Source organism: Pseudogemmobacter blasticus, assembly GCF_003071405.1.
Lineage (GTDB): Bacteria > Pseudomonadota > Alphaproteobacteria > Rhodobacterales > Rhodobacteraceae > Pseudogemmobacter > Pseudogemmobacter blasticus.
Window position 1 is genome coordinate 126,263 of record NZ_CP020470.1, and the last position, 23,632, is coordinate 149,894.

Consider the following 23,632-nt stretch of genomic DNA (forward strand, 5'->3'; position numbering starts at 1 on the left):
TGCCGGACACGGGCGACACAGCCCCTTGCGGCACGGCGCCGGCCCGGAACCAGATCTGGAGCGGGTCGATCACGGTTTGTTTCGCCTTGCTTCAGGCCGTGATCGTTAGTTGTCACAAAACATGAAGAATGGCGCGGAACTATCGGAAATCAGGGCGATTCGTGTGGCCCAAGATCCGACTTCAGCGCTGGCCGCGCGCCATGAAGGCCAGCCGTTCAAACAGGTGCACGTCCTGTTCATTCTTCAGCAGCGCCCCATGCAGTTTCGGCAGCAGATGCCGCCCGTCGCGCTTCAGATCCTCGGGCGACAGGTCTTCGGCCAGGATCAGCTTCAGCCAGTCCAGCATTTCCGAAGTCGAGGGCTTTTTCTTCAGCCCCGGTGTTTCGCGGATCTCGAAGAACTCGGCCAGCGCGGTGGCCAGCAGCCGTTCCTTGATGCCGGGCAGGTGGACGCGGACGATGGCGGCCAGCGTCTCGGGGTCGGGGAAGCGGATGTAGTGAAAGAAGCAGCGGCGCAGGAAGGCGTCGGGCAGGTCTTTCTCGTTGTTCGAGGTGATGATCACGACGGGCCGGTGCAGCGCGCGAATCGTCTCTCCGGTCTCGTAGACGTGGAACTCCATCCGGTCGAGTTCCTGCAGCAGGTCATTCGGAAACTCGATGTCGGCCTTGTCCACCTCGTCAATCAGCAGGACCACGCGCTGCGGGGCGGTGAACGCCTCCCACAGCTTGCCCTTGCGCAGGTAGTTGCGCACGTCATGCACCCGGTCATCGCCCAACTGGCTGTCGCGCAGCCGGCTGACCGCATCATATTCGTAAAGGCCCTGCTGTGCCCGCGTGGTGGATTTGACATGCCATTCCAGCAGCGGCAGGCCCAGACTGCCGGCCACCTGGCGGGCAAGCTCGGTCTTGCCGGTGCCGGGTTCGCCCTTGACCAGCAGCGGCCGCTCCAGCGCCACGGCGGCATTGACCGCCACGGCCAGATCGGGGGCGGCGACATAGCCCGCCGTGGACGTGAACTTCATGGAGGCCCCCCGGGCGGCTGATCACAATTTGGGCTGGACCCTACCGGGGCGCACAAAATGCCGCAACTGCTAGTGACAAGGCGCGGCAGTTAAGCTACATGCGCCGCCAACGGGAGCACGCCATGACAGATGCCTGCCTGCCGGCGCGTGCCGACAAGATGGAGACTGCTGCGATGAAGCCGGAAGTGTTCCTGCCTGATGATTATCGACCGGCCGAAGACGAGCCGTTCATGAATGACAGGCAGCTTGAATATTTCCGCAGGAAGCTGGTTGTCTGGAAGCAGGAACTGCTGAGTCAATCCGCCGAAACCCTGGGCAACCTGACCGAAAGCGGCCGCAATGTTCCCGATCTGGCCGATCGCGCCAGCGAGGAAACCGACCGCGCGCTGGAACTGCGCACCCGGGACCGTCAGCGCAAGCTGATCTCGAAGATCGACGCAGCGCTGCGGCGGATCGAAAGCGGCGAATACGGCTATTGCGAGATGACGGGCGAGCCGATCAGCCTGAAACGGCTGGATGCGCGCCCCATCGCGACCATGACGCTGGAAGCGCAGGAAAAGCACGAGCGCCGCGAAAAGGTGCATCGCGAGGACTGAAAGGTCGCAGCCCCGGGGGGTTGCGGTATTGCGATGTTCACAGGACAGTGACGCCGGGCGCCTTGCTCCCGGCGTTTGCATTTGCGGAGGTCAGATGAGCCTGAAGGGCCGGTCGGTCATCGTTGTCGGGGCAGGTGTCGCGGGACTGGCGGCGGCGCGGGCCTTGGCCTTGCGCGGCGCGCAGGTCACCGTGCTGGAGCAGGCAGACGCCATCCGCGAAGTGGGGGCCGGCTTGCAGATCAGCCCGAACGGGGCAGCGGTGCTTAAGGCCCTGGGACTGGCGCAGGAGCTGGAGCGGGTTTCAACCCGGGCGGTGGCGGTTGAACTGCGCGACGGGCTGGATGGCAGTCTGGTGACCCGGCTTGACGTGGCGAAGCTGCGCCCCGAGCAGGGCTATCACTTCCTGCACCGGGCCGATCTGATTGATCTGGTGTTGCAGGGCGCGCGCGATGCGGGCGCGGAATTGCGGCTGTTGCAGAAGGTGGAGGTGGTCGATCTGTCCGGCCCCCGGCCCAGGCTGCACATGGCCACCGGGGCCGAGATCGAGGCGGAGATTCTGATCGGCGCGGACGGGCTTCATTCGCAGGTGCGGGCGGCGCTGAACGGCAAGGTGGCGCCGTTCTTCACCCATCAGGTGGCCTGGCGCACGCTGGTGCCCTGCGAGCCGGGCGCGCCGGCCGTGGCCGAGGTGCATATGGGGCCGGGGCGGCATCTGGTCAGCTACCCGCTGCGCGGCGGCACGCTGCGCAACATCGTGGCCGTCGAGGAACGCCGCCGCTGGGTCGAAGAGGGCTGGTCGCTGCGGGATGACCCGATGGAGCTGCGGGTGGCTTTCGAGAGCTATGGAGCCCGGGTGCAGGGCTGGCTGGAACAGGCGCAGGATGTCTGGCTGTGGGGGCTGTTCCGGCACCCGGTCGCACGGCAGTGGCAGCGGGTGCTGCCGCAGGGCGCGGTGGCGATTCTGGGCGATGCTGCGCATCCGACGCTGCCGTTTCTGGCGCAGGGGGCCAGCATGGGGCTGGAGGATGCCTGGGTGCTAGCTGACAGCCTGGCCGCGAAAGGCGTGGGGGAAGCGGGGCTGGCAGAATATCAGGGCCGCCGTGCCCCGCGCACCACCCGGATTGTGGAAGCGGCCAATCGCAACGCGCGGGCCTATCACCTGTCAGGGCCGCTGCGGTCTCTGGCGCATCTGGGGCTGCGGATCGGCGGGGCGGTGGCGCCGCAGGCGGCGCTGGGGCGGTTCGACTGGCTTTATGGCCATGACGTGACGCGGGCCGGCTGAAGCCGGGGACAAAATCCTTCGAAGGATTTTGCAAATTTCTTCGAAGAAATTTGGGCCTCAGGCGGCCAGATCGACCCAGACCGGGACATGATCGGATGGCTTGTCACCCGCCCTCGTGTCCTTGTCGATGCCCGCCTCTTCCAGCAGGTCTGCGGCCTGCGGCGACAGCAGCAGGTGGTCGATGCGGATGCCGTTGCCGCGTTCCCAGGAATTCGCCTGATAGTCCCAGAAGGTATAGATCCCCGGCCGCGGGTCGAGGGTTCGGATCGCGTCGGTCAGGCCAAGGTTGACCAGCCGGCGAAAGGCGGCGCGGCTTTCGGGTCGGAACAGCGCATCTTCAACCCAGGCCTCGGGCTTTGCGGCATCTTGCGGCTGCGGGATCACGTTGTAATCGCCAAGGAAGATCACAGGTTCCTCGGTGGACAGCAGCGCCTTCACCCGCGCTTCCATCCGGGCCATCCAGCCCAGTTTGTAATCGAACTTGGGGCCCGGTGCGGGGTTGCCGTTCGGCAGGTACAAGCCGCAGACCCGCACCGCGCGGGCCCCGATCACAGTCGCCTCAATCCAGCGCGCCTGTTCGTCGCCCTCGTCGCCGGGCAGGCCACGGGTTACGTCTTCCAGCGGAAGTTTCGACAGGATCGCCACGCCATTGAAGGATTTCTGCCCATGGGTTTCGACGCGATAGCCCATGTCCTCGAACAGCTCGCGTGGGAACGACTCGTCCTGGCTCTTGATTTCCTGCAGGCAGACCACATCGGGGCGGGCGGCTTCCAGCCAGCGGGGCAGGGCTTCGATCCGCGCTTTGATGCCGTTGATGTTGAAGCTGGCGATCTTCATTGGCGGTTCCCCTTGTGGCACGTCGAGCGGCCAGACTAGGGGCGGGCGGCGCGCGGCACAAGCCGGGGTGCCGCGGCGGCAGCCCGCCACAGCGCATCAAGCCGGTCGATTTCGGCGGGATCGAAACGGTCGGCCTCTTCCCAATAACGGCCAGAGGCGACGTGATAGCCAAGGTCGGCCTCGCGCGCCAGGGCTTCGGCGGCACGGGGGGCATCGTAGGGTTGCGGCTGCGCCAGATGCGCCAGGGCGCGCGGGTGGCGCGGGAACACCAGCCGCGACGGGCCGGCCGACAGGTTCACCAGCGCCGTGCCGCGCTGCGCGGCCAGAACCAGCGCCCGCGCCGACTTGGCCTCAAGCGACCGCAGCGTGATGTCAGGGCGCAGCGGATCGGGCGCGCCGGTGCCGTAGAAATGGGTCGGGCCGGCGGTGGGATAGTGCATGTCGCAGCCGAAAACCGCGATCACGCGCGGCGCAAGGCTGTGCAGCGCCCAGTAAAGGGCGGTAAAGGCCATGGTGCCGCCGGCATAGACAAAGCCGCCAAGCGCATTCTGGGCGGGAACGAAATCGTCCTGCGTGATCAGCCGCTGGCCCGGCCCCGGCACGGGGCGGCGGTCGGCGGGAAAATCCCAGGGGTGGATGTGGTAGTCCCAGTCGGGGCGCAGCGCATGGGCGTTGTTGATCGCCACGATGCAATCGAACGGCGCGCGCGGCCAGTGTGCCGCTTCGGCGGCCATCGGGGCCGAGCCGAGGATAAGGACGGTCGTCATCTTGGCGCCTTGCCGTTGTGGTTGAGCACAGAGGATAGGGCGCATCCGGGATGCGTCACGCGAAAACTTTGTAACGTGGCGCCCGAGGGCCGCCCTGTCAGATCGAGAAGCTGGTTCCGCAGCCGCAAGAGCTGCTGGCGTTGGGATTCTCGATCACGAAACGGGCGCCGATCAGTTCATCGGTGAAGTCGATCACGGCATTTGTCAGGAACGGCAGCGATACCGGATCGACCACCACCTTGAACCCGTCCTTTTCCAGCACAAGATCGTCACCGGCCGGGTCGTCCAGCCGGATGTCATACTGGAACCCCGAACAGCCACCGCCCGACACGCCGACGCGCAAGGGTTTCTGTTCGCCGGTCATTTCGGCAATTTCGGCCAGACGCGCGAAGGCGCGGTCGGTCACGCGGGGGGGAAGCGTCAGTTCCATGGGTGTTCCCGTATCCTTGGGCCTTGGCCTTACATATATGGGGTGTGATCGCTCCGAACAAGCCGAGGTCCGATGCTTGCCCCCTTTGCCTGCCTGCCCGACGCCTCGCGCGGGCGACTTTACCCCGAGGGGATGAGTTCCTTCCGCTCGCCGTTCCAGCGCGACCGGGACCGGATCATCCATTCCTCGGCCTTCCGCCGGCTGAAACACAAGACGCAGGTCTTTGTCGAACATGAGGGCGATTACTACCGCACCCGGCTGACCCATTCGATCGAGGTGGCGCAGGTGGCGCGCACGATCAGCGGGGTGCTGGGGCTGAACACCGATCTGGCCGAGGCCATCGCGCTGGCGCATGACCTGGGCCACACGCCGTTTGGCCATACCGGCGAAGACGCGCTGGCGCGGTTGATGCAGCCCTATGGCGGGTTCGACCACAACGCGCAGGCGTTGCGCATCGTGACCCGGCTGGAACGCCACTATGCCGGCTTCGACGGGCTGAACCTGACCTGGGAAACGCTGGAAGGCATCGCCAAGCACAACGGTCCGGTGATCGGCCCCAATGCCGATGCCAAGCACGCCCATGACCCCGACGCGCTTCCCTATGCGCTGGCCGAGGTGAACGCGGCCTGGGATCTGGAACTGGACACCCATGCCAGCGCCGAGGCGCAGGTGGCGGCGATTGCCGATGACGTGGCCTATTCGCACCACGACCTGCATGACGGCCTGCGCTCGGGCCTTTTCACTGAGGAAGACCTGATGGAGCTGCCGGTTGCAGGCCCGGCTTTTGCCGAAGTGGACCGGCTGTATCCGGGGCTGGAAAAGATGCGGCGGCGGCATGAGGCGCTGCGCCGGGTGTTCGGCCGCATGGTCGAGGATGTGATCGCCGTGGCGCAGAACCGGCTGGCCGGGGCACAGCCGAAATCGGTGGACGAGATCCGCCACATGGGCACCACGATCATCCGCTTCTCGAAGCCGCTCTATCAGGAACTGAAGGCGGTGCGGTCCTTCCTGTTCCACCGCATGTACCGCGCGCCTTCGGTGATGGAGGTGCGGGCGCAGGTGACGCGGGTGGTGGATGACCTGTTCCCGCTGTTCCTGCGCGATCCGGGCCTGTTGCCGGCCGAGTGGCGGCAGGACATTGACGCCGCACGGGACGAAACCGAACTGGCGCGCATCGTGGCGGATTATGTGGCCGGCATGACTGACCGCTTCGCCATTCAGGAACATGCCCGGCTGATGGGTGTCGATCCGGTGGTGCGGGCAGGCTGACGGGGGCCGTCCTTACGGCGCGGTCCCCGATGTCTTGCAAGACATCGGACCGGAGTTTGTGAAAACTCCGGTCTCGCGCTCAGGCCTTGCGGGTGGCGCCGAAGATCCAGATCGCGGCAAGACCCGCCGAAACAATCGCGTTCCAGCCCGCCATCGAGATGCCGGCCAGGCTCCACGGGATCTGGTCGCAGCGCACCGGGGCGGGCAGGGCGGTGGCGGGGTTCAGCAGATCGGCGCCCGACAGGCCCGCGATGGAGCCTTGGGTGCAGCTTGAGATGAACTCCCACCAGCCCTGTTCGACCCCGGCATGGAACAACCCGATGCCGGCGGTTGCCAGCGCGGCGACAGCCCCCGCCCAGGCCAGCCAGCGCCAGCCGGTCAGCCAGATCAGCCCAAGGATCAGCACCGCCGTGGCATGTGGCCAGCGCTGCCAGAGGCACAACTGGCAGGGCGGCAGCCCGCCAAGGTACTGAAACGCGAAGGCCCCCGCCAGAAGGGCGGCCGAGCCAAGGCCCGCAACGGTGGTTGCCTGTCTTTGGGTCACACTCATGCCGGTCCCTCTGTCCATTCGGGCGGCACCATAAGCGCAGGCCATGGCGGGGGGAAGTCACGACGCGGTGCGCAGGCCGGGCGTCAGGACGGGGCTTTCAGGCTGGCCCGCTTGCGGCTAGTCTGGCGGCAAGAAATGCCGTTCAGGAGAGACTACGATGGAATGGAAGGGCCGCCGCGGCAGTGACAACATCGAGGACCGCCGCCGCATGTCGGGCGGCCGCACCGCCAGCATCGGCGGGGCGGGGGCCATTGTCGTTGTGCTGATCGCCATGTTCCTGGGGGTTGACCCCAGTGCCCTGCTGGGGCCGGGCGGCGGGCAGGGCAGCAGCGGCGACGCCCCGGTCGAACTGACCGAGGCCGACAAGCAGGCCGGCGAATTTGTCTCGGTCACGCTGGCCGATACCGAAGAGATCTGGACCAAGGTCTTTTCGGAACAGTTGAACGCGAAATACACGCCCGCCGTGCTGGTGCTGTTCAAGGATCACACCCCGTCGGCCTGTGGCGGCGCGTCCGAGGCGACGGGGCCGTTCTATTGCCCGGCCGACAAGAAGGTGTATCTCGACACCGCCTTCTTCACCACGTTGCAGCAGAAACTGGGCGCGCATGGCGATTTCGCGGCTGCCTATGTGGTGGCACATGAGATCGGCCATCATGTGCAGGACGAACTGGGGATTCTGGGCAAGGCGAACGCCGCCCGCCAGCGCGCCAGCCAGGAAGAATCGAACCGGATTTCGGTGATGGTCGAACTGCAGGCCGACTGTCTGTCGGGCATCTGGGCGCGCGAGGCGGCGCAGACGCTGGGAACGATCGAGCGCGGCGATCTGGAAGAGGCGGTGAACGCGGCCCGGCAGATTGGCGACGATACGCTGCAACGCAACGCCGGCCAGCGGCCGATGCCGCATACGTTCACCCATGGCACCTCGGAGCAGCGCTCCGAATGGTTCCTGCGCGGGCTGAAATCCGGCCAGATTGCCGATTGCGACACGTTCTCGGCGCGCGACCTTTAGGCCGCATCTGTGATTGACGCCCGCGGCCGGGGATATTAGACCCCGGCCTCAGGTGGCCCGAGTGGCGGAATGGTAGACGCAGCGGATTCAAAGTTCCGGCGCTCTCCCTGAAATGCATAGCGAAAGCAAGATGTTATGCTGGGTTTCTGTTCTTCTGGTCAACTATAGGCCCGGCGGGCTGATCGAGGGGCTTGAATTGGCCTTACTCGGCCAAGTAGAGAAGAAGCGTCCGTGGCCAAGTTGTCAGCTTGGCTCCTACCTAGCGGGCGCTAAAATGTGCGGGTGTGGCGGAATGGTAGACGCGACAGACTCAAACTCTGTTTCCGCAAGGAGTGTCGGTTCGAGTCCGACCACCCGCACCAGAATTTCCCGACTTCCCGAACCGATTGCGTGATGCGTGGCCCGCGTCCTGCGGTTTTCCGCGTCCATCTTGGGGGGTGCGGGCGGAAGTGCCTTCCCGGCTGTCTTCCGGCGCGGTATATCTGCGGTGGGTCGCCCAGGCGGGGGCACGGGCGGGCCTGTTTCTTTGTGATCTACGACCCGGCGGAAGCACCGCTGAGGGTCTTGCATGGGTTGGTGAATGGCCCCGAACGGTGAAACCGGCAAACTGGACGACCTGCCTGCAAACCGCAGCGCCGGCCAGGGCAGTGCCATGTCGCCCTGCTTTACCCGCGGCACGCTGATTGCCACGCCGCGCGGCGAGATTCCGGCCGAACATCTGCGGGCAGGGGACCGGGTGGTCACCCGTGACAATGGCATCCAGGAAATCCGCTGGGCGGCGCGCAACGCGCTTGGTGCCGCGCAACTGCTGCTGAACGCGCATCTGCAGCCGGTGCTGATCGCGGCCGGTGCGCTTGGGAACGGCCTGCCCGAACGCGATCTGCTGGTTTCGCCCAACCATCGGGTGCTGGTGGCGGGCGACCGCAGCCTGCTGCATTTCGATGATCCCGAAGTGCTGGTCGCGGCCAAGCACCTGGTCGGCACGCCGGGGGTGCAGGCGGTGACGTCGGTCGGGCTGACCTATGTCCACTTCCTGTTCGACCGGCATGAGGTGGTGCTGTCGAACGGGGCCTGGACCGAAAGCTTCCAGCCCACAGACTTCAGCCTCAAGGGCCTTGGAAACGCGCAGCGCAGCGAGATTCTGGAGCTGTTCCCTGCCTTGCACCCTGCGGCGAACGGGGGCGGCATCGGGCCTGCGCGGCGCGTCCTGACGCGGGATGAGGCGGCACATCTGAAAGGCTGAGACGCCTTTCAATTGCCCTTCGCTGTCCTGCCATTTTTCAGGCCATTTTTCGTCAAATACCGCCATTATCCAATTGTTCGGAATTGTGTCCAATCCTCTTGACGGCGGGTGCCATTGTCTGATGAACACCCTTCGCCACAAAAACAGGGCACTGTTGCTGGATTGGAAATAATGATGCTCTATAATCGCTGGTTGCAGGTTTATTGACCATGGCAAGGACATTTACCTGGATTTACCTTGGTTCTACGACCGCCCTTGATCCCACCGAAGGCAATGATACGGTCGAAAATGCCAGCAATCTGAACGGGCGAACCTTTGGAACAACCGCAGATCCGCTGTTCGGGCACATCTCTTCGGCCACGCTTCAGGGCACGGCGTCCAGTTTTCTGACCAACAACAGCGCCAGCGGCGGACCGTTCAAGTTCACAGCCAGCACGGGTGGATCGCCTGCAAGTTATACCTTTGATTGTGTTGTCGAATACAATGCCACCATCACCTATGCCGATGGAACCACCGCCACGGTCACCGCCGTTCTGGTGCAATCCACCACGGGTGAGCTGTTCCTGGCCCCGGAACTGCCCGGCAGCAGTGACACCGCGGCTTACGAAGCCAAGCCGATCCGGTCAATAACCATAAATTCGGTCGCCACCTCCAATGCAAATCTTGGCGCCGATCGCGCGGTGACGGGATTTGACGATGGCTATATCGACGGCACCAGCGGAAATGACCTGATTGATTCCGCCTATATCGAACCCATCGCCAATGGATCGGATAAAGTTGACAACAATGATGCGGGTCTTTCCGGGCAAAGCGGGAATGACGATTTCATTCGCGCGGGTGCCGGAAACGATACGGTTCTGGCGGGTCTGGGCAATGACATTGTTTATGGTGGCATAGGCAATGACAGCCTGTCGGGCGGATCCGGCAATGACCGCCTGTTCGGAGAGGACGGGAACGACACCCTTGACGGCGGCACCGGCAATGACTCGCTGGATGGCGGCGCGAATGATGACCTGCTGTCAGGCGGCGCCGGCAATGACAGCCTGTCGGGCGGCACGGGAAACGACACGCTGTCAGGCGGTGACAACAACGATGTGCTGGACGGCGGCGACGGCGCCGACAGTCTGGACGGCGGCACTGGCAACGACACGCTGTTCGGCGGCGCCGGGGCCGACCAGTTGCGCGGTGGAGCCGGGGCCGACACGATCTACGGCGGCGCCGATCAGGACACGATCTATGGCGATATCGGCGATGTCGTGGATGGCGGCTCGACCGGCATTGACCAGGATGTGCTGGACCTGACCTTCTGGGGGCACAAGGGCACCAATATCTACTACGATCCGGCCAACCACGAAAACGGCACGGTCGAGTTTCTGGACAGCCTCGGGAATGTCATCGGCACGATGACCTTTACCGACATCGAGCGGGTGATTGCCTGCTTCACCCCCGGGGCAAGAATCACCACCGACCGCGGGGAGGTGCCGGTTGAGGTGTTGAAGGTTGGCGACCGCGTGCTGACCCGCGACAACGGCTATCAGGAAATCCGCTGGATCGGCCGCCGCGACCTGACCCTGGCGCAGGTTCTGGCCCGCCCCGTGCTGGCGCCGGTCCGCATCGCCCGCGGAGCTTTGGGGGGAAATCTGCCCGCGCGCGATCTGGTGGTGTCGCCCCAGCACCGCATGATGATCGCGTCACCCCGATATGAAGTGCTGTTCGGTGAGGCCGAGGTGCTGGTCGCGGCGATCCATCTGGTGGGGCGGCAGGGGATCACGGCCCTTGCGCCGCAGGCCATCAGCTACATTCACCTGATGTTCGACCACCACCAGATCATTCGCGCCGAAGGGGCCTGGACGGAAAGCTATCAGCCGGGCGCGATGGCGCTCAAGGGCAAGCCCGACCCGCAGCTTGCCGAACTGCTGGAGCTGTTTCCCGGGATCGCGCAGGGGCAAAGCTATCCTGCGGCCCGTATCACGCTGAAAAAGCGCGAAATGGCGCTGCTGGACATTGGGTAGGCGCGGTCAGCCGCGGCCCGCGCGCCAGCGGGCCCAGTCTTCCGGCGTGTCCAGATCGGTGGTGGCATGGGTGCCCGGCAGTGGCGCCGGGGTGATTTCAGCCGCGTGGCGGGCCAGAACGGCACGCGCCCCCTGATCACCCGTCAACCCGGCCAGTTCGGGGCGGGTCCAGGGGGGAAACAGAACCGGATGGCCGGGCGTTCCGTCCTGACCCATGGCGCGCAGGATGCGGTCGGGGTGGGCGATCTGCGCCGCCAGCATCGCCTGCAGATCGGCCGTTGTAAGCTCTGGCATGTCGCCCAGTACCAACATCACCGGCGCCTGCCGGGGCAGGGCGGCCAGACCGGCGGTCAGGCTGGCGGCCATGCCGTCTTCGGGCCGGGGAACCCGCAGCCCGGTCAGCGGTAGGCCCTGCACCGCCGCTTCGCGCGGGCCGCCGCCGGCAGGCAGGGCCACCGTGACCGGGCAGCCGGTGGCCAGCGCCACCTGTGCCAGATGGGCGATCAGCGGTCGGTCGGCAATCGGCTCCATCAGCTTGTCCGCCCCGCGCATACGCGAGGACGAACCGGCGGCCAGGATCAGGATATGAACGGGCGTCATGCCCGCCGTGATGCCAAAGAAAAGGGGGGCTGTCTGCCCCCCTTCTGGTCTGCCGGACTTAGGCGCGCATACGGCCGCCGTCATCCCACAGTGGTTCAAGGTGAACACGGGCCGGGCGGCGTTCGCCAAGGATCTCGACCTCCAGCGCAAGGCCATCCTGCACGCGGTCGGCGGGGATGAAGCCCATGGCGACCGACGTGTTCGTCCAGTGGCTAAAGCCGCCGCTGGTGCAGAAGCCGACGACCGCGCCATCCAGCCAGATCGGCTCCCACGCCACCACATCGGCATCGGCGGCATCGACGACGATGCTGACCAACTTGCGCTTGGGCCCGGTCGCCTTCTCCTTCAGCGCCGCCGCCTTGCCGATCCAGTCTGCGGGCTTGTTCCACGAAATGAAGCGGTCAAGCCCGGTCTCGGCGGGCGTGTAATCGGGGCTGAACTCGCGACCCCAGCTTCCGAACCACTTGTCCAGCCGTAGCGACATCATCGCGCGCATCCCGAACGGGCGCAGGCCCATGTCCTTGCCGGCCTCGTTCAGCACGTCCCACAGGTGGCGGACGGAATGGATGTCGCAGAAGATTTCATAGCCCAGATCAGCGGTATAGCTGACGCGCTGCACGATGCAGTTGGCCATGCCGACGGCCATCTTCTTCACGTCCATGAACCTGAACGCCTCGGCGCTGACATCGGCGCGGGTCACGCGGGCCAGCAGATCGCGCGCACCGGGGCCGGCGATGGTAAAGCCCGAGCGGCTGTCCGAAATGTTCTCGACCGTCACGCCGGGCTCTGCGTGCTGGTCGAACCAGCGCTGATGCCAGCCCTGTGCGCCATAGCTGGCGGTCAACTGGAATTCGGTTTCCGACAGGCAGGATACGGTGAAATCGCCGATGATCTTGCCCGATTGTGCCAGCATCGGGGTCAGCGACAGACGGCCCGGTTTCGGGATGCGCCCGGCCATGATCCGGTCAAGCCAGGCGCGGGCGCCGGGGCCCTTGACCAGATATTTCCCGAAGTTCTGCAATTCGTTGATACCCACGCCTTCGCGGACGGCGCGGACTTCCTGCTTCGTCGCCTCCCAGGCGTTCGAGCGTTTGAAGGTGGGGGTCTCCAGCCGCGGTTCGCCTGGCAGGGCGTGGTAGTTCACCACTTCCAGCCCGTATTGCTGGCCCCAGACGGCGTTCATGCCATCGAACACCTCATACATCGGGGTGGTGCGGAAGGGGCGGGCGGCGGGGCGTTCCTCGTTCGGATACGAGACGTTGAAGCGCATCCGGTAGTTTTCCATCACCTTCGGCACGGTATAGCCGGGGCTGGTCCAGGTGCCGAAGCGCGACACGTCGAAGCCGCGCGGGTCGCGTTCCACCTCGCCCTCGATCATCCATTGCGCCAGGGCCAGGCCCATACCGCCGCCCTGGCTGAACCCGGCCATCACGGCGCAGGCGGACCAGTAGTTGCGCAGGCCCTGCACCGGGCCGATCAGCGGGTTGCCGTCAGGGGCAAAGGTGAAGGGGCCGTGGATCACCCGCTTGACGCCGCTGCGTTCCAGCACCGGGAAGCGGCGGTAGGCGAAGGCGACGGAGTCGGCGATCTTGTCGAAATCCTCGTTCAGCAGTTCATGGCCAAAGGTCCAGGGCGTGCCATCGACCGACCAGGGCTCGCAGGGTTTTTCGTAGAAACCGATGCACAGGCCACGGCCTTCCTGCCGCAGATAGCTTTCGCCGCCGGGGTCCATCACATGCGGGAATTCGCGGCCCGATTTCAGGATGTCCATGATTTCGGGGATGTCGTCGGTCACCAGATACTGGTGCGCCATCGGCAGCAGCGGCAGGTAAACCCCTGCCATTGCTCCAACTTCCCGGGCCCAGAGGCCGGCGGCGTTGACGAGGTGTTCGCAGGTGACGGTGCCTTTTTCGGTCACCACTTCCCAGCCTTCGGCGGTGGGGTTGGTTTCCAGGACGCGGTTGTGCAGCACGATTTCGGCGCCGCCCATGCGGGCCGCCTTGGCATAGGCGTGGGTGGTGCCGGACGGGTCAAGGTGGCCATCAAGCGGGTCGTAGAGGGCGCCGATGATGCCTTCCAGATTGACCATGCCTTCGGTGAATTTCTCGATTTCCGCCGGGCCGAGGATTTCGGTATCCAGCCCCATGTAGCGGTGTTTGGCGCGTTCGGCCTTGAGCTGTTCAAAGCGGGCGGGGTTGTCGGCCAGCGTGATGCCGCCGACATGGTGCAGCCCGCAGGACAGGCCGGTGATGGCCTCCAACTCCTTGTAAAGACGGATGGTATAGCCCTGAAGCGCGGCCATGTTGGTATCGCCGTTCAGGGTGTGGAAGCCGCCGGCGGCGTGCCAGGTGCTGCCCGAGGTCAGCTCGCTGCGTTCGATCAGCATCACGTCGGACCAGCCGAGTTTGGTCAGGTGATACAGGACCGAACAGCCGACGACGCCGCCGCCGATCACCACCACGCGCGCATGAGATTTCATCCCGGAACTCCCTGAAACTTTCCCGCAATCTGGCCGGGCGGGGCCGGAATGGCATGTGTTTCCGCGACAGGAAATGTCGCATACAGTGCGCGCGGGCGGGGCTGTCCTTCCATTGAAAAACGCGCCGGCCGGGGGACGGGCGCGTTTTTCGGGGTATGTCTTACGTCTGCCTTGCGTCGTGCCAGTGTATGCCTGGCGTATGACTGTGGCGCGTCACTTTTCGGGGATCAGGCCCCTTGGTGCGAAGCGCAGGACGACCAGCAGAACGACGCCCAGGGTCAGCAGGCGCATATGCGCGGCGGTGTCCTGAAGGTGGTTCTTCAGCTCGCCCGCGGGCAGCGCGGCCAGCACATAGCTCATCATCTGCGGGCCGAGGAATTCGACCGCCAGATAGAGCCAGCCGATCAGCAGGCCGCCCAGCACCGCGCCCCAGTTGTTGCCCGATCCGCCGACGATCACCATCACCCAGATCAGGAAGGTGAAGCGCAGGGGCAGGTAGTTGCCGGGGGTGATCTGGCCTTCCATCGAGGTCATCATCGCACCGGCCAGACCGACGACGGCCGAACCGATGATGAAGATCTGCAGGTGGCGCCATTTCACATCCTTGCCCATGGCGGCGGCGGCAACTTCGTTGTCGCGGATGGCGCGGACCATGCGGCCCCAGGGGCTGTTGAGCGCGCGCTCGGTCAGCCAGATCAGCGCGAACAGCACCAGCGCGAACATCGCGGCATACATCAGCTTGACGAAGATGGTCGAGGATGAGACCGGGTCCATGCCCCAGCTTTGCGCAAAGCTGAGGAAGCCCGGATCGACCTGAAGGTCCACTTCCTTGGGCACGGGCCAGGGGCGGGGCAGGTCGATCAGGTTCTTCACGCCCCGGTCAAGCCAGTCTTCGTTGCGCATCACGGCGACGATGATTTCGGCAATGCCAAGGGTGGCGATGGCCAGGTAATCCTCGCGCAGGCCAAGGGCGATCTTGCCGATCACCCAGGCCGCGGCGGCGGCCATCAGCGCGCCCACCGGCCAGGCCCAGAGCGAATTCAGCCCCAGACCGCCGATATGGCCGGCCTGGGCGGGGTTGTTCGCCTCGACCGCCATGACGGCGGGGTCAAGGATGCCGCGATAGATGAAGAAGGCCACGACCAGGAACAGCGCCACCGCCAGCCCGCGGATGCGCGAGGCGGGCAGGCGGCGGTAAAGCCAGACCGTGAGGGCCACGGCGAAGACGGCGAACAGCAGCGCGGCCAGGATGCGCGGGCCACCGGCGGCCCAGCCTTCCGGCACCTGCTTGCCCGCGACCAGCCCGACGGCCAGACCGCCAAGCGCGACCGATCCGACGATGCCGGTCGAGAACAGGCCGGCATAGCCCCACTGGATGTTCACCCCGATGGCCATGATGGCCGACAGGAGCGCAAGGTTCAGGATGTTCAGCGACAGGTTCCAGCTTTGCAGCACCCCGGTCAGGATGAACAGCAGGGCCACGCCGGCGAAGAGGGTCAGGTTGCGGGCCATCTCACTTGCCTCCGAAGATGCCCTGCGGGCGGAACAGCAGAACGACGATCAGGATCACGAAGCTGACGGCCACCTTGTAATCGGTGGACAGCGCCTGATAGAGACCCGGCCCCAGCCAGTCGGGCGGGGCAAGGTAGCCCAGGATCTTGCGCCAGGCCGAGGTGACGATCAGTTCCGAAAAGGCGATGACATAGCCGCCGACGATGGCGCCCAGCGGGCTGCCAAGACCGCCGACGATGGCCGCGGCGAAGATCGGCAGCAGCAGGCCGAAATAGACGAAGACGCGGAAGCTCTTGTCCAAGCCATAAAGCGTGCCGGCGATGCAGGCCAAGGTGCCCGCGATCATCCAGGTGACCATGACCACGCGATCAGGGTTGATGCCGGAGAGAAGCGCCAGATCCTCGTTGTCGGAATAGGCGCGCATCGACTTGCCGGTGCGGGTCTTTTGCAGGAACCAGAACAGCAGCGCCACGCAGACCACCGCCACCACGACCGAGACGGCCTGTGTCGTCTTGATCGCCAGCGGTTCGGCAAGGCCGGTGGTGTCGCGGAAGGTCTTTGGGTCCAGCAGGAAGCGGCTGCCGTCAGTGAAGTTCTTTTCCGAAGTGCCGATGATCATCCGCACCAGACCGTTCATCACGAACATGACCCCGGCCGAGACGATGACCAGGATGATCGGCTTGGCCCGCTGGCGGCGGTAGAAGCGATAGACCACGCGGTCGGTGCCCAGCACCATGGCGATGGTGACGGCAATGCCGAAGGGCAGGGCCAGCAGCGCGGTGGGCAGCGGGCCGCCGGTGATGCCCATCGACTGGAACCACCAGGTGAACAGGATCACGAAGGCGGTGCCGAAGGCCATGGTATCGCCATGGGCGAAGTTGGAAAACCGCAGCACGCCGAAGATCAGCGTGACCCCCAGCGCGCCAAGCGCAAGCTGGCTGCCATAGGCAAGGCCGGGGATCAGGATGAAGTTCGAGAAGGCCACAAGGGCGTTGAGGAAGTCCATGTCTCAGCCCCCGAGGAACGAACGGCGCACATCCGGGTCGGCAAGCAGCGCCTTTCCGGTGTCGGTGAAGCGGTTGGCGCCCTGCACCAGCACATAGCCCTTGTCGGCAATCTCCAGCGCCTGCCGGGCGTTCTGTTCCACCATCAGGATGGAAATGCCGGTGCGGGCGATTTCGATGATGCGGTCGAAGAGTTCGTCCATCACGATGGGGCTGACCCCGGCGGTGGGTTCGTCCAGCATCAGAACCTTGGGCTGGGTCATCAGCGCGCGGCCGACGGCGACCTGCTGGCGCTGGCCGCCCGACAGTTCCCCCGCTGCCTGATGGCGTTTCTGCTTGAGGATGGGGAACAGGTCATAGACCTGCTCCATCGTGTCGCGGATCTGGGCGTCGGTGCGGATGAAGGCGCCCATTTCGAGGTTTTCCTCGACCGACATGGTGGTGAAGATGTTGTGGGTCTGCGGCACGAAGCCCATGCCCTTGCGCACGCGGGCCTGCGGGGTGAGGGCGGTGATGTCCTCGCCCGCCAGCCGCACGCTGCCCTGACGCAGTTTCAGCATGCCGAAGACCGCCTTCATGGCGGTGGACTTGCCCGCGCCGTTCGGGCCGACGATGACCGCGATCTCGCCGGGTTCGACGGCGATGGTGCAGGAATGAAGGATGTCCACCGCGCCATAGCCGCCGGTCATGTTTTCGCCGATGAGGAAGGGTTCAGCCATGGGCGTGTTCTTCCTTCAGCTTGTTCTTCAGGCCGGTGCCCAGATAGGCCTCGATCACCCGTTCGTCGTTCTTCACTTCGTCCACCGTGCCTTCGGCCAGAACCTTGCCCTCGGCCATGCAGATGACCGGGCCACAGATGCGGCCGATGAAATCCATGTCATGTTCGATCACGCAGAAGGTATAGCCGCGTTCCCTGTTCAGCCGGACGATGGCGTCGCCGATGGTGTTCAGCAGGGTGCGGTTCACCCCGGCGCCCACCTCGTCAAGGAACACGATCTTGGCGTCCACCATCATGGTGCGGCCCAGTTCCAGCAGCTTCTTCTGCCCGCCCGAGATCATGGCCGCCTTCTGGTCGGCCAGGTGGCTGATGGTCAGGAACTCCAGCACCTCATCGGCCTTGGCGCGCAGGCGTTCCTCTTCCGAGGCGACCTTGCCGCGGCGGAACAGCGCGTCCCAAAGGTTTTCGCCCGATTGCGCGGCGGGAACCATCATCAGGTTCTCGCGCACGGTCATGCTGCCGAATTCATGGGCGATCTGGAAGGTGCGCAGAACGCCCTTGTGGAACAGCACATGCGGCGGCAGGCCGGTGATTTCCTCGTCGCCCATGTACACATGGCCCGAGGTGGGCGGCAGGCGTCCGGCGATGACGTTGAACAGCGTGGTCTTGCCGGCGCCGTTCGGGCCGATGAGGCCGGTGATCGCGCCCTTGCGGATTTCCAAGGTGGCGCCATCGACGGCACGGAATCCACCGAAATGGCGATGAAGGTTCTCGACCCTGATCATACTATCCCCTGGCGGGCCCGCCGCTTTCGCTGTGCGTGGGGGGCCTTCTGATTGGCGAACGGCCCGGGCAATGCCCGGGCCGCCGTCTCTGATGTCATGGTTTCAGCGTCGGATCAACGGTAACCGACGATTTCCCACTTGCCATCCTTGATCTCGTCTTCGGCGAAGGTGCCCGAGGCATCGCCGCCGTCGATCAGCGTCACGCCGGTGGCGCCGTCATAGTCGATGGCGGTGCCGGCCGCGATCAGTTCCAGCGCCTTGCCCAGTTCGCCGGCCTTGATCTTGGTGCCCGAACCGTCGGCGGGGCCGTTGGCGATTTCGATGACCTTGTCCTTGTAGACCTTCGGGTCGGTCGAATTTGCCGCCTGCATCGCCAGCATGATCAGCGCCGCCGCGTCATAGCTGGTGGCGGCGAAGTTGGTCGAACCGTCGAAGGACGGGTCGAAGGCCTTGGCCAGATCGAGATAGGCGGTATAGCCTTCCGAGGTGGAGGCGGCGTGCTGCCCGAACGAGCCGTTCAGCGCCGGGCCGATGGCTTCGACAAGGCTGTCGCCATACATGCCGCCCGGCAGGCCGAAGGTGGTGAAGGCGCCGGTGTCCACGGCGGCCTGGATGATGCCCTTGCCGCCCTGGTCGATGTAGCCCGCCACGACCAGCACGTCGCCGCCGGCCGAGGCCAGGGCGCCGACTTCGGCCGAGTAGTCCGCCTTGCCGTCGTCATGGCTGGCGTTGATGGTGATGGTGCCGCCCTTGGCGGTGAAGGCGTTGGCGATGGCTTCGGCCAGGCCCTTGCCGTAGTCGCTGTTGGAATAGGTCAGCGCGATCGACTTGACGCCGCGGGCTTCCAGCACGTCGGCCATGACCTGGCCTTCGCGGGCGTCCGAGGGGACGGTGCGGAAGAACAGGCCGTCATCCGGGTCGGTGCTGAGGGCGGGCGAGGTGGCCGAGGGCGAGATCATCACGATGCCGTTCGGCATGGCGACGTTGGTCAGCACGGCGCGGGTCACGCCCGAGCAGTCGCCGCCGATGATGCCCTTGACGCCTTCCACGGTGACAAGGCGTTCCGCAGCGGCCGAGGCGGCGGCGGCGTCGATACAGGTCGAGTCGGCGCGGACGTTCTGGAACACCCAGCCATTCGCCGCCTTGCCCGAATCGTTCACTTCCTTGATCGCCATGTCGGCGGCGGTGAACATGTTGGGCGAGATGCTTTCGATCGGGCCGGTGATGCCAAGCAGCGTGCCCAGCTTCACGTCTTCGGCAGATACGACACCAGCGGTCAGCGCTAGCGTCGAAGCGGCCAGAAACAGTTTCTTCATGGGGTCCTCCAGACCGGATCAGATTCCTGCGGCAAGGCCGAACCGGCCGCCCAGCCGGAGGGAATACCCCCGCCCGAACAGCGGCAAGGCGACAGAAAGCCGCGCAAATCTTTTGCACTGTCAGAACGGAAAGTGGAAGGACCGGGCAGAAAAAGAATGGCCCCGCCCGCAAGGGTGCGGGCAGGGCCGGGGATATGGCGCGACTCAGCCCCTGCAGGGGGGGCAGGTCGCCGGACGGATCAGCGGAACTTGACGGTCTCGTACTTGCCGCCCTTGATCTCGAACTCCTTGTAGCGGCCGGCCGATTCACCGGGGCCGATCAGGGTGACGCCCGAGGCGCCGTCGTAATCGACCGGCTTGCCGGCGGCGATCAGTTCCAGAGCCTTGCCCAGTTCGCCCGGAAGGATCTTGGTGCCCGAGCCGTCTGCCGGCCCGTTGGCGATGTCCATGATCTTGTCCTTGTAGACGTTCGGGTCGGTCGAGCCGGCGGCGACCATGGCCAGCATGATCAGCGCGGCGCCGTCATAGCTTTCCATCGAATAGGGCGAGGTCGCGTCGAAGGGGGCGGCGCTGGTCTTGCCCATTTCGGTCAGGATCGCGGCGCCGGGGCTGTCGGACTGGGCGACCTGGCCATAGCTGCCGTCAAGGCCCGGGCCGATGGCGGCGGGCAGGCTGTCGCCGACCATGCCGCCGGGCAGGCCGAAGGTCGAGAAGGCGCCGCTGTCCAGCGAGGCCTGGATGATGCCCTTGCCGCCCTGGTCCAGATAGCCGGCCACGACCAGAAGGTCGCCGCCCGCCGCCGCAAGGGCCGCGACTTCGGCCGAATAGTCGGCCTTGCCGTCGTCATGCGCGGCGTTGATCGTGACCGTGCCGCCCTTGGCGGTGAAGGCCGCGGCGATGGCTTCGGCCAGACCCTTGCCGTAGTCGCTGTTGGAATAGGTCAGCGCGATCGACTTCACGCCCTTCTCGGTCAGGATGTCGGCCATGACCTCGCCTTCGCGGGCATCCGAGGGCGCGGTGCGGAAGAACAGGCCATTGTCCGGGTCGGCGCTGAGGGCGGGCGAGGTGGCCGAGGGCGAGACCATCACGATGCCGTTCGGCATGGCGACATTGGTCAGCACGGCGCGGGTCACGCCCGAGCAATCGGCGCCGATGATGCCCTTGACGCCTTCGGCGGTGATCATCCGTTCCGCCGCAGCGGTGGCTGCCGCCGCGTCGGTGCAGGTGGAATCGCCGCGCACCGGCACGAAGGTATAGGGCGACTTGCCCGAGGCATTCACCTCGGACATGGCCAGTTCGGCGGCCGCGGCCATGTGTTTGGTGAGCGATTCGATGGGGCCGGTGAAGCCGATGAGGATGCCCAGTTTGACATCTTCGGCCGAGGCGGCGCCCACGGTCAAAGCGCAGGCCGAAACGGCCAGCAGAAGTTTCTTCATTTATTATCTCCCTGTTCGGACTGTTGTCCTGAAAAGGCAGAGTAAGGCCGATGCAATTGAAAGAAAAGTCTGTTGAATGGCCGGGAAATGGCGGCCAATTCCCCGCTTTTGATGAAAGTCGATGCGGGTTTTGCCCACAATCCCGGCGGCTTGCCCGCAAGGGGCAGGCGGCGCGGATCAGATCGACAGGCGGACCGGCACGGCGCCGGGCAGGCCTTGCGTGCCGCGTTCGCGGTAGGGGGTGGTGTTGTAATGCGCCCGGTAGCATTTCGAGAAATGCGACGGGCTGGCAAAGCCGCAGGCGAGCGCCACGTTGATCACGCTCATATCCGTCTGCATCAGCAGGTTGCGCGCCTTTTGCAGCCGCAGTTCCATATAATAGCGTTTCGGGCTGCGGTTCAGATAGCGGCGGAACAGGCGTTCAAGCTGGCGGGTGGACATGCCCACTTCCTCGGCCAGATCGGCGGGCGACATCGGATCTTCGATATTGCCTTCCATCATCTGGATGACCTGCGACAGTTTCGGATGCCGCACGCCGATGCGGGTGGGGATCGACAGGCGCTGCGTGTCCTGATCGGTGCGGATGGTGGAATAGATCAACTGGTCGGCCACGGTATTGGCCAGATCCTCGCCATGGTCGGCGGCGATCACCTTCAGCATCAGATCCAGCGACGAGGTGCCGCCGGCGGTGGTCCAGCGGTTGCCGTCCATGACGAAGACCGATTTGGTCAGCTTCACCTCTTCGAATTCCTCAAGGAAGCCGTCCTGGTTTTCCCAGTGGATGGTGGCCTTCTTGCCATCCAGCAGCCCCGCACGGGCCAGCGCGAAGGCGCCGGTGCACAGCCCGCCGACAATGGCGCCGCGCCGCGCCTCGCGCCGCAGCCAGTTCAGCACGCCCCGGGTGGTGGCCCGTTGCACGTCGATGCCGCCGCAGACCAGGAGCACGTCCTCGCGGTCGATCTCGGTCAGGCCCATGTCCAGCTTGAAGGCGGTGCCGTTGGAACAGACCGCCACCTCGCCGCCTTCGCCGGCCAGCGCCCAGGCATAAAGCGGACGCCCCGCCACGCGGTTGGCGATGCGCAGGGGTTCGATGGCGCTGGCGAAGGCCAGCATGGTGAAGCGGTCAAGCAGCAGGAAGACAAACCGGCGCGTTGCGGCCTCGGTCGCGTTCTGGGTGGCTTTGCGCGGAGAGATGGACATCTTGCGACCTGTTGGTGTCGTTTGCGGGCATTGGAAGCCGAAATTTTACACTTGTGCAAGAGCCAGCAGCATATCTTTCACCCGCCTTTTGCGGTTTGCATCCAAAGGCGGCAGGGGCTATAGGCTCGGGCCGTTATCGCAAACGATGCGGAGGGTGCCATGACCAAGGGTTGGACGAAATCGGACTGGCGTGCAAAGCCGCGGGTCCAGATGCCGGATTACCCCGATCAGGCGGCCCTGAAGGGCGTTGAGGCGCAGCTTGCCAAGTATCCGCCGCTGGTCTTCGCGGGTGAGGCGCGGCGGCTGAAGAAGCAGCTTGCCCAGGCCGCGGCCGGCAAGGCCTTTGTCCTGCAGGGCGGCGACTGTGCCGAGAGCTTTGCCGAATTCAGCGCCGACAACATCCGCGACACGTTCCGCGTGATGCTGCAGATGGCAGTGGTGCTGACCTATGGCGCCAAGGTTCCGGTGATCAAGGTCGGCCGCATGGCCGGGCAGTTTGCCAAGCCGCGCTCCGCCCCGACCGAGGTGATCGGCGGGGTGGAATACCCCAGCTACCGCGGCGACATCATCAACGGCTTCGAAACTTCGGTCGAGGCGCGGATGCCCGATCCGCAGCGCATGTTGCAGGCCTACACGCAGGCGGCAGCCAGCCTGAACCTGCTGCGCGCCTTCAGCACCGGCGGTTTCGCCGACATCCACCGCGTTCATAGCTGGACGCTGGGCTTTGCCGATCAGGACAAGGCCGAGCGTTACCGCGAACTGTCGAACCGGATTTCCGACGCGCTGGACTTCATGAACGCGGCCGGCGTGAACAGCGAGACCGCGAACGAGCTGAGCCGGGTGGATTTCTACACCAGCCACGAGGCGCTGCTGCTGGAATACGAAGAGGCCCTGTGCCGCATCGACAGCCTGACCGGGCAGCCGGTGGCGGGGTCGGGCCATATGTTGTGGATCGGCGACCGCACCCGTCAGGTGGACGGCGCGCATGTCGAATTCTGCCGCGGCGTGCTGAACCCGATCGGGCTGAAATGCGGGCCTTCGACCACGGTCGATGACCTGAAGGTGCTGATGGCCAAGCTGAACCCGGAAAACGAGGCGGGCCGGCTGACGCTGATCGCGCGCTTCGGGGCGGGCAAGGTGGGGGAAAACCTGCCGCGCCTGATCAAGGCGGTGCAGGAGGAAGGCGCGAATGTCGTCTGGTCCTGCGACCCGATGCACGGCAACACGATCAAGTCGTCGTCGGGCTACAAGACCCGGCCCTTCGACAGCGTGCTGCGCGAGGTGCGCGAGTTCTTTGCCATCCACAAGGCGGAAGGCACCGTCCCCGGCGGCGTGCATTTCGAGATGACGGGGCAGGACGTGACCGAATGCACCGGCGGTCTGCGCGCGGTGTCGGATGAAAACCTGGCCGACCGCTACCACACCGCCTGCGACCCGCGGCTGAACGCCAGCCAGTCGCTGGAACTGGCCTTCCTTGTGGCCGAGGAACTGACCCGCCAGCGCGAGGAAGCGCGTCGCGTCGCGTTCTGAGCCGGCAGGCAGATCTGCAACAGGCGCCCGTCCCGA

The 23,632-nt window shown here is 65.3% G+C and carries 21 protein-coding genes and 1 tRNA gene; 8 read left to right on the forward strand and 14 right to left on the reverse strand.

Annotated features, from left to right (window positions below; genetic code table 11):
• Positions 1 to 181: 181 nt before the first annotated feature.
• On the reverse strand, positions 182 to 1,021 hold the full coding sequence (locus B6K69_RS00605) for an AAA family ATPase (protein ID WP_107673017.1): 840 nt from the start codon (positions 1,019 to 1,021) through the stop codon (positions 182 to 184).
• A 173-nt stretch (positions 1,022 to 1,194) separates the two neighbouring features.
• Here B6K69_RS00605 and dksA point away from each other — a divergent pair, with 173 nt between their 5' ends.
• Both dksA and B6K69_RS00615 read left to right on the forward strand, forming a co-directional pair.
• Positions 1,195 to 1,617, forward strand: a complete 423-nt coding sequence (gene dksA / locus B6K69_RS00610; protein ID WP_107673125.1) for an RNA polymerase-binding protein DksA — start codon at positions 1,195 to 1,197, stop codon at positions 1,615 to 1,617.
• 94 nt (positions 1,618 to 1,711) lie between these two features.
• Complete coding sequence (locus tag B6K69_RS00615) at positions 1,712 to 2,899, forward strand: FAD-dependent oxidoreductase (RefSeq protein ID WP_108642410.1); 1,188 nt, start codon at positions 1,712 to 1,714, stop codon at positions 2,897 to 2,899.
• Between the two features lie 57 nt (positions 2,900 to 2,956).
• Here B6K69_RS00615 and xth read toward each other — a convergent pair whose 3' ends face one another.
• From xth to B6K69_RS00630, 3 genes are all read right to left on the reverse strand, one after another.
• Complete coding sequence (xth, locus tag B6K69_RS00620) at positions 2,957 to 3,736, reverse strand: exodeoxyribonuclease III (RefSeq protein ID WP_108642411.1); 780 nt, start codon at positions 3,734 to 3,736, stop codon at positions 2,957 to 2,959.
• Between the two features lie 35 nt (positions 3,737 to 3,771).
• Positions 3,772 to 4,503: a hypothetical protein gene (locus B6K69_RS00625; RefSeq protein ID WP_108642412.1), complete on the reverse strand. Its 732-nt coding sequence runs from the start codon at positions 4,501 to 4,503 to the stop codon at positions 3,772 to 3,774.
• Positions 4,504 to 4,600: 97 nt separating this feature from the next.
• Entirely contained in the window at positions 4,601 to 4,927 is a 327-nt protein-coding gene (locus B6K69_RS00630) for a HesB/IscA family protein (protein ID WP_107673126.1), read from the reverse strand.
• A gap of 78 nt (positions 4,928 to 5,005) precedes the next feature.
• Between B6K69_RS00630 and B6K69_RS00635 the strand changes: the two genes are divergently transcribed.
• Positions 5,006 to 6,202: a deoxyguanosinetriphosphate triphosphohydrolase gene (locus tag B6K69_RS00635; RefSeq protein ID WP_108642413.1), complete on the forward strand. Its 1,197-nt coding sequence runs from the start codon at positions 5,006 to 5,008 to the stop codon at positions 6,200 to 6,202.
• Positions 6,203 to 6,281: 79 nt separating this feature from the next.
• Here the strand turns inward: B6K69_RS00635 and B6K69_RS00640 are convergent, their stop codons facing one another.
• Positions 6,282 to 6,746 (reverse strand): disulfide bond formation protein B, encoded by a 465-nt coding sequence (locus B6K69_RS00640; RefSeq protein WP_418260573.1) that lies wholly within the window; start codon positions 6,744 to 6,746, stop codon positions 6,282 to 6,284.
• Positions 6,747 to 6,909: 163 nt separating this feature from the next.
• On the opposite strand from B6K69_RS00640, the gene ypfJ reads away from it, so the two are divergent.
• The 4 genes from ypfJ (at position 6,910) to B6K69_RS18620 (ending at position 11,016) form a co-directional block, all read left to right on the forward strand.
• A complete protein-coding gene (ypfJ, locus tag B6K69_RS00645; RefSeq protein WP_108642415.1) occupies positions 6,910 to 7,761 on the forward strand; it encodes a KPN_02809 family neutral zinc metallopeptidase in 852 nt (283 codons plus the stop codon).
• Between the two features lie 278 nt (positions 7,762 to 8,039).
• A tRNA-Leu gene (locus B6K69_RS00650) sits at positions 8,040 to 8,123 on the forward strand.
• A 218-nt stretch (positions 8,124 to 8,341) separates the two neighbouring features.
• Positions 8,342 to 9,004, forward strand: a complete 663-nt coding sequence (locus B6K69_RS00655; RefSeq protein WP_108642416.1) for a Hint domain-containing protein — start codon at positions 8,342 to 8,344, stop codon at positions 9,002 to 9,004.
• Between the two features lie 209 nt (positions 9,005 to 9,213).
• Positions 9,214 to 11,016 carry a Hint domain-containing protein gene (locus B6K69_RS18620; protein ID WP_108642417.1) on the forward strand — a complete coding sequence of 601 codons (1,803 nt, stop codon included), beginning with the start codon at positions 9,214 to 9,216 and terminating at the stop codon, positions 11,014 to 11,016.
• Positions 11,017 to 11,022: 6 nt separating this feature from the next.
• Here B6K69_RS18620 and B6K69_RS00665 read toward each other — a convergent pair whose 3' ends face one another.
• The 9 genes from B6K69_RS00665 to B6K69_RS00705 form a co-directional block, all read right to left on the reverse strand.
• Positions 11,023 to 11,616, reverse strand: coding sequence for a nucleotidyltransferase family protein (locus B6K69_RS00665; protein WP_108642418.1), 594 nt, complete (start codon positions 11,614 to 11,616; stop codon positions 11,023 to 11,025).
• 58 nt (positions 11,617 to 11,674) lie between these two features.
• A complete protein-coding gene (locus tag B6K69_RS00670; protein WP_108642419.1) occupies positions 11,675 to 14,095 on the reverse strand; it encodes a GcvT family protein in 2,421 nt (806 codons plus the stop codon).
• 213 nt (positions 14,096 to 14,308) lie between these two features.
• On the reverse strand, positions 14,309 to 15,607 hold the full coding sequence (locus B6K69_RS00675) for a branched-chain amino acid ABC transporter permease (RefSeq protein ID WP_107673028.1): 1,299 nt from the start codon (positions 15,605 to 15,607) through the stop codon (positions 14,309 to 14,311).
• Position 15,608: 1 nt separating this feature from the next.
• Positions 15,609 to 16,613, reverse strand: coding sequence for a branched-chain amino acid ABC transporter permease (locus B6K69_RS00680; protein ID WP_108642420.1), 1,005 nt, complete (start codon positions 16,611 to 16,613; stop codon positions 15,609 to 15,611).
• A gap of 3 nt (positions 16,614 to 16,616) precedes the next feature.
• Positions 16,617 to 17,330: an ABC transporter ATP-binding protein gene (locus B6K69_RS00685; protein WP_107673030.1), complete on the reverse strand. Its 714-nt coding sequence runs from the start codon at positions 17,328 to 17,330 to the stop codon at positions 16,617 to 16,619.
• Positions 17,323 to 18,114: an ABC transporter ATP-binding protein gene (locus B6K69_RS00690; protein ID WP_107673031.1), complete on the reverse strand. Its 792-nt coding sequence runs from the start codon at positions 18,112 to 18,114 to the stop codon at positions 17,323 to 17,325. Before B6K69_RS00690 ends, B6K69_RS00685 begins: the two co-directional genes overlap by 8 nt.
• A 113-nt stretch (positions 18,115 to 18,227) precedes the next feature.
• Positions 18,228 to 19,430 (reverse strand): ABC transporter substrate-binding protein, encoded by a 1,203-nt coding sequence (locus tag B6K69_RS00695; RefSeq protein WP_108642421.1) that lies wholly within the window; start codon positions 19,428 to 19,430, stop codon positions 18,228 to 18,230.
• A 239-nt stretch (positions 19,431 to 19,669) separates the two neighbouring features.
• Positions 19,670 to 20,866: an ABC transporter substrate-binding protein gene (locus tag B6K69_RS00700; RefSeq protein WP_108642422.1), complete on the reverse strand. Its 1,197-nt coding sequence runs from the start codon at positions 20,864 to 20,866 to the stop codon at positions 19,670 to 19,672.
• 177 nt (positions 20,867 to 21,043) lie between these two features.
• Complete coding sequence (locus B6K69_RS00705; protein WP_107673034.1) at positions 21,044 to 22,066, reverse strand: GlxA family transcriptional regulator; 1,023 nt, start codon at positions 22,064 to 22,066, stop codon at positions 21,044 to 21,046.
• 159 nt (positions 22,067 to 22,225) lie between these two features.
• Here B6K69_RS00705 and B6K69_RS00710 point away from each other — a divergent pair, with 159 nt between their 5' ends.
• On the forward strand, positions 22,226 to 23,596 hold the full coding sequence (locus B6K69_RS00710; RefSeq protein ID WP_107673035.1) for a class II 3-deoxy-7-phosphoheptulonate synthase: 1,371 nt from the start codon (positions 22,226 to 22,228) through the stop codon (positions 23,594 to 23,596).
• The last annotated feature ends 36 nt before the right edge of the window (positions 23,597 to 23,632 follow it).

Bases quoted from the DNA above. Each gene is read 5' to 3' on its own strand.
- B6K69_RS00605 (WP_107673017.1), bottom strand. From the start codon at position 1,021: ATGAAGTTCACGTCCACGGCGGGCTATGTCGCCGCCCCCGATCTGGCC.
- dksA (WP_107673125.1), top strand. From the start codon at position 1,195: ATGAAGCCGGAAGTGTTCCTGCCTGATGATTATCGACCGGCCGAAGAC.
- B6K69_RS00615 (WP_108642410.1), top strand. From the start codon at position 1,712: ATGAGCCTGAAGGGCCGGTCGGTCATCGTTGTCGGGGCAGGTGTCGCG.
- xth (WP_108642411.1), bottom strand. From the start codon at position 3,736: ATGAAGATCGCCAGCTTCAACATCAACGGCATCAAAGCGCGGATCGAA.
- B6K69_RS00625 (WP_108642412.1), bottom strand. From the start codon at position 4,503: ATGACGACCGTCCTTATCCTCGGCTCGGCCCCGATGGCCGCCGAAGCG.
- B6K69_RS00635 (WP_108642413.1), top strand. From the start codon at position 5,006: ATGCTTGCCCCCTTTGCCTGCCTGCCCGACGCCTCGCGCGGGCGACTT.
- ypfJ (WP_108642415.1), top strand. From the start codon at position 6,910: ATGGAATGGAAGGGCCGCCGCGGCAGTGACAACATCGAGGACCGCCGC.
- B6K69_RS00655 (WP_108642416.1), top strand. From the start codon at position 8,342: ATGGCCCCGAACGGTGAAACCGGCAAACTGGACGACCTGCCTGCAAAC.
- B6K69_RS18620 (WP_108642417.1), top strand. From the start codon at position 9,214: ATGGCAAGGACATTTACCTGGATTTACCTTGGTTCTACGACCGCCCTT.
- B6K69_RS00665 (WP_108642418.1), bottom strand. From the start codon at position 11,616: ATGACGCCCGTTCATATCCTGATCCTGGCCGCCGGTTCGTCCTCGCGT.
- B6K69_RS00670 (WP_108642419.1), bottom strand. From the start codon at position 14,095: ATGAAATCTCATGCGCGCGTGGTGGTGATCGGCGGCGGCGTCGTCGGC.
- B6K69_RS00675 (WP_107673028.1), bottom strand. From the start codon at position 15,607: ATGGCCCGCAACCTGACCCTCTTCGCCGGCGTGGCCCTGCTGTTCATC.
- B6K69_RS00680 (WP_108642420.1), bottom strand. From the start codon at position 16,613: ATGGACTTCCTCAACGCCCTTGTGGCCTTCTCGAACTTCATCCTGATC.
- B6K69_RS00685 (WP_107673030.1), bottom strand. From the start codon at position 17,330: ATGGCTGAACCCTTCCTCATCGGCGAAAACATGACCGGCGGCTATGGC.
- B6K69_RS00690 (WP_107673031.1), bottom strand. From the start codon at position 18,114: ATGATCAGGGTCGAGAACCTTCATCGCCATTTCGGTGGATTCCGTGCC.
- B6K69_RS00695 (WP_108642421.1), bottom strand. From the start codon at position 19,430: ATGAAGAAACTGTTTCTGGCCGCTTCGACGCTAGCGCTGACCGCTGGT.
- B6K69_RS00700 (WP_108642422.1), bottom strand. From the start codon at position 20,866: ATGAAGAAACTTCTGCTGGCCGTTTCGGCCTGCGCTTTGACCGTGGGC.
- B6K69_RS00705 (WP_107673034.1), bottom strand. From the start codon at position 22,066: ATGTCCATCTCTCCGCGCAAAGCCACCCAGAACGCGACCGAGGCCGCA.
- B6K69_RS00710 (WP_107673035.1), top strand. From the start codon at position 22,226: ATGACCAAGGGTTGGACGAAATCGGACTGGCGTGCAAAGCCGCGGGTC.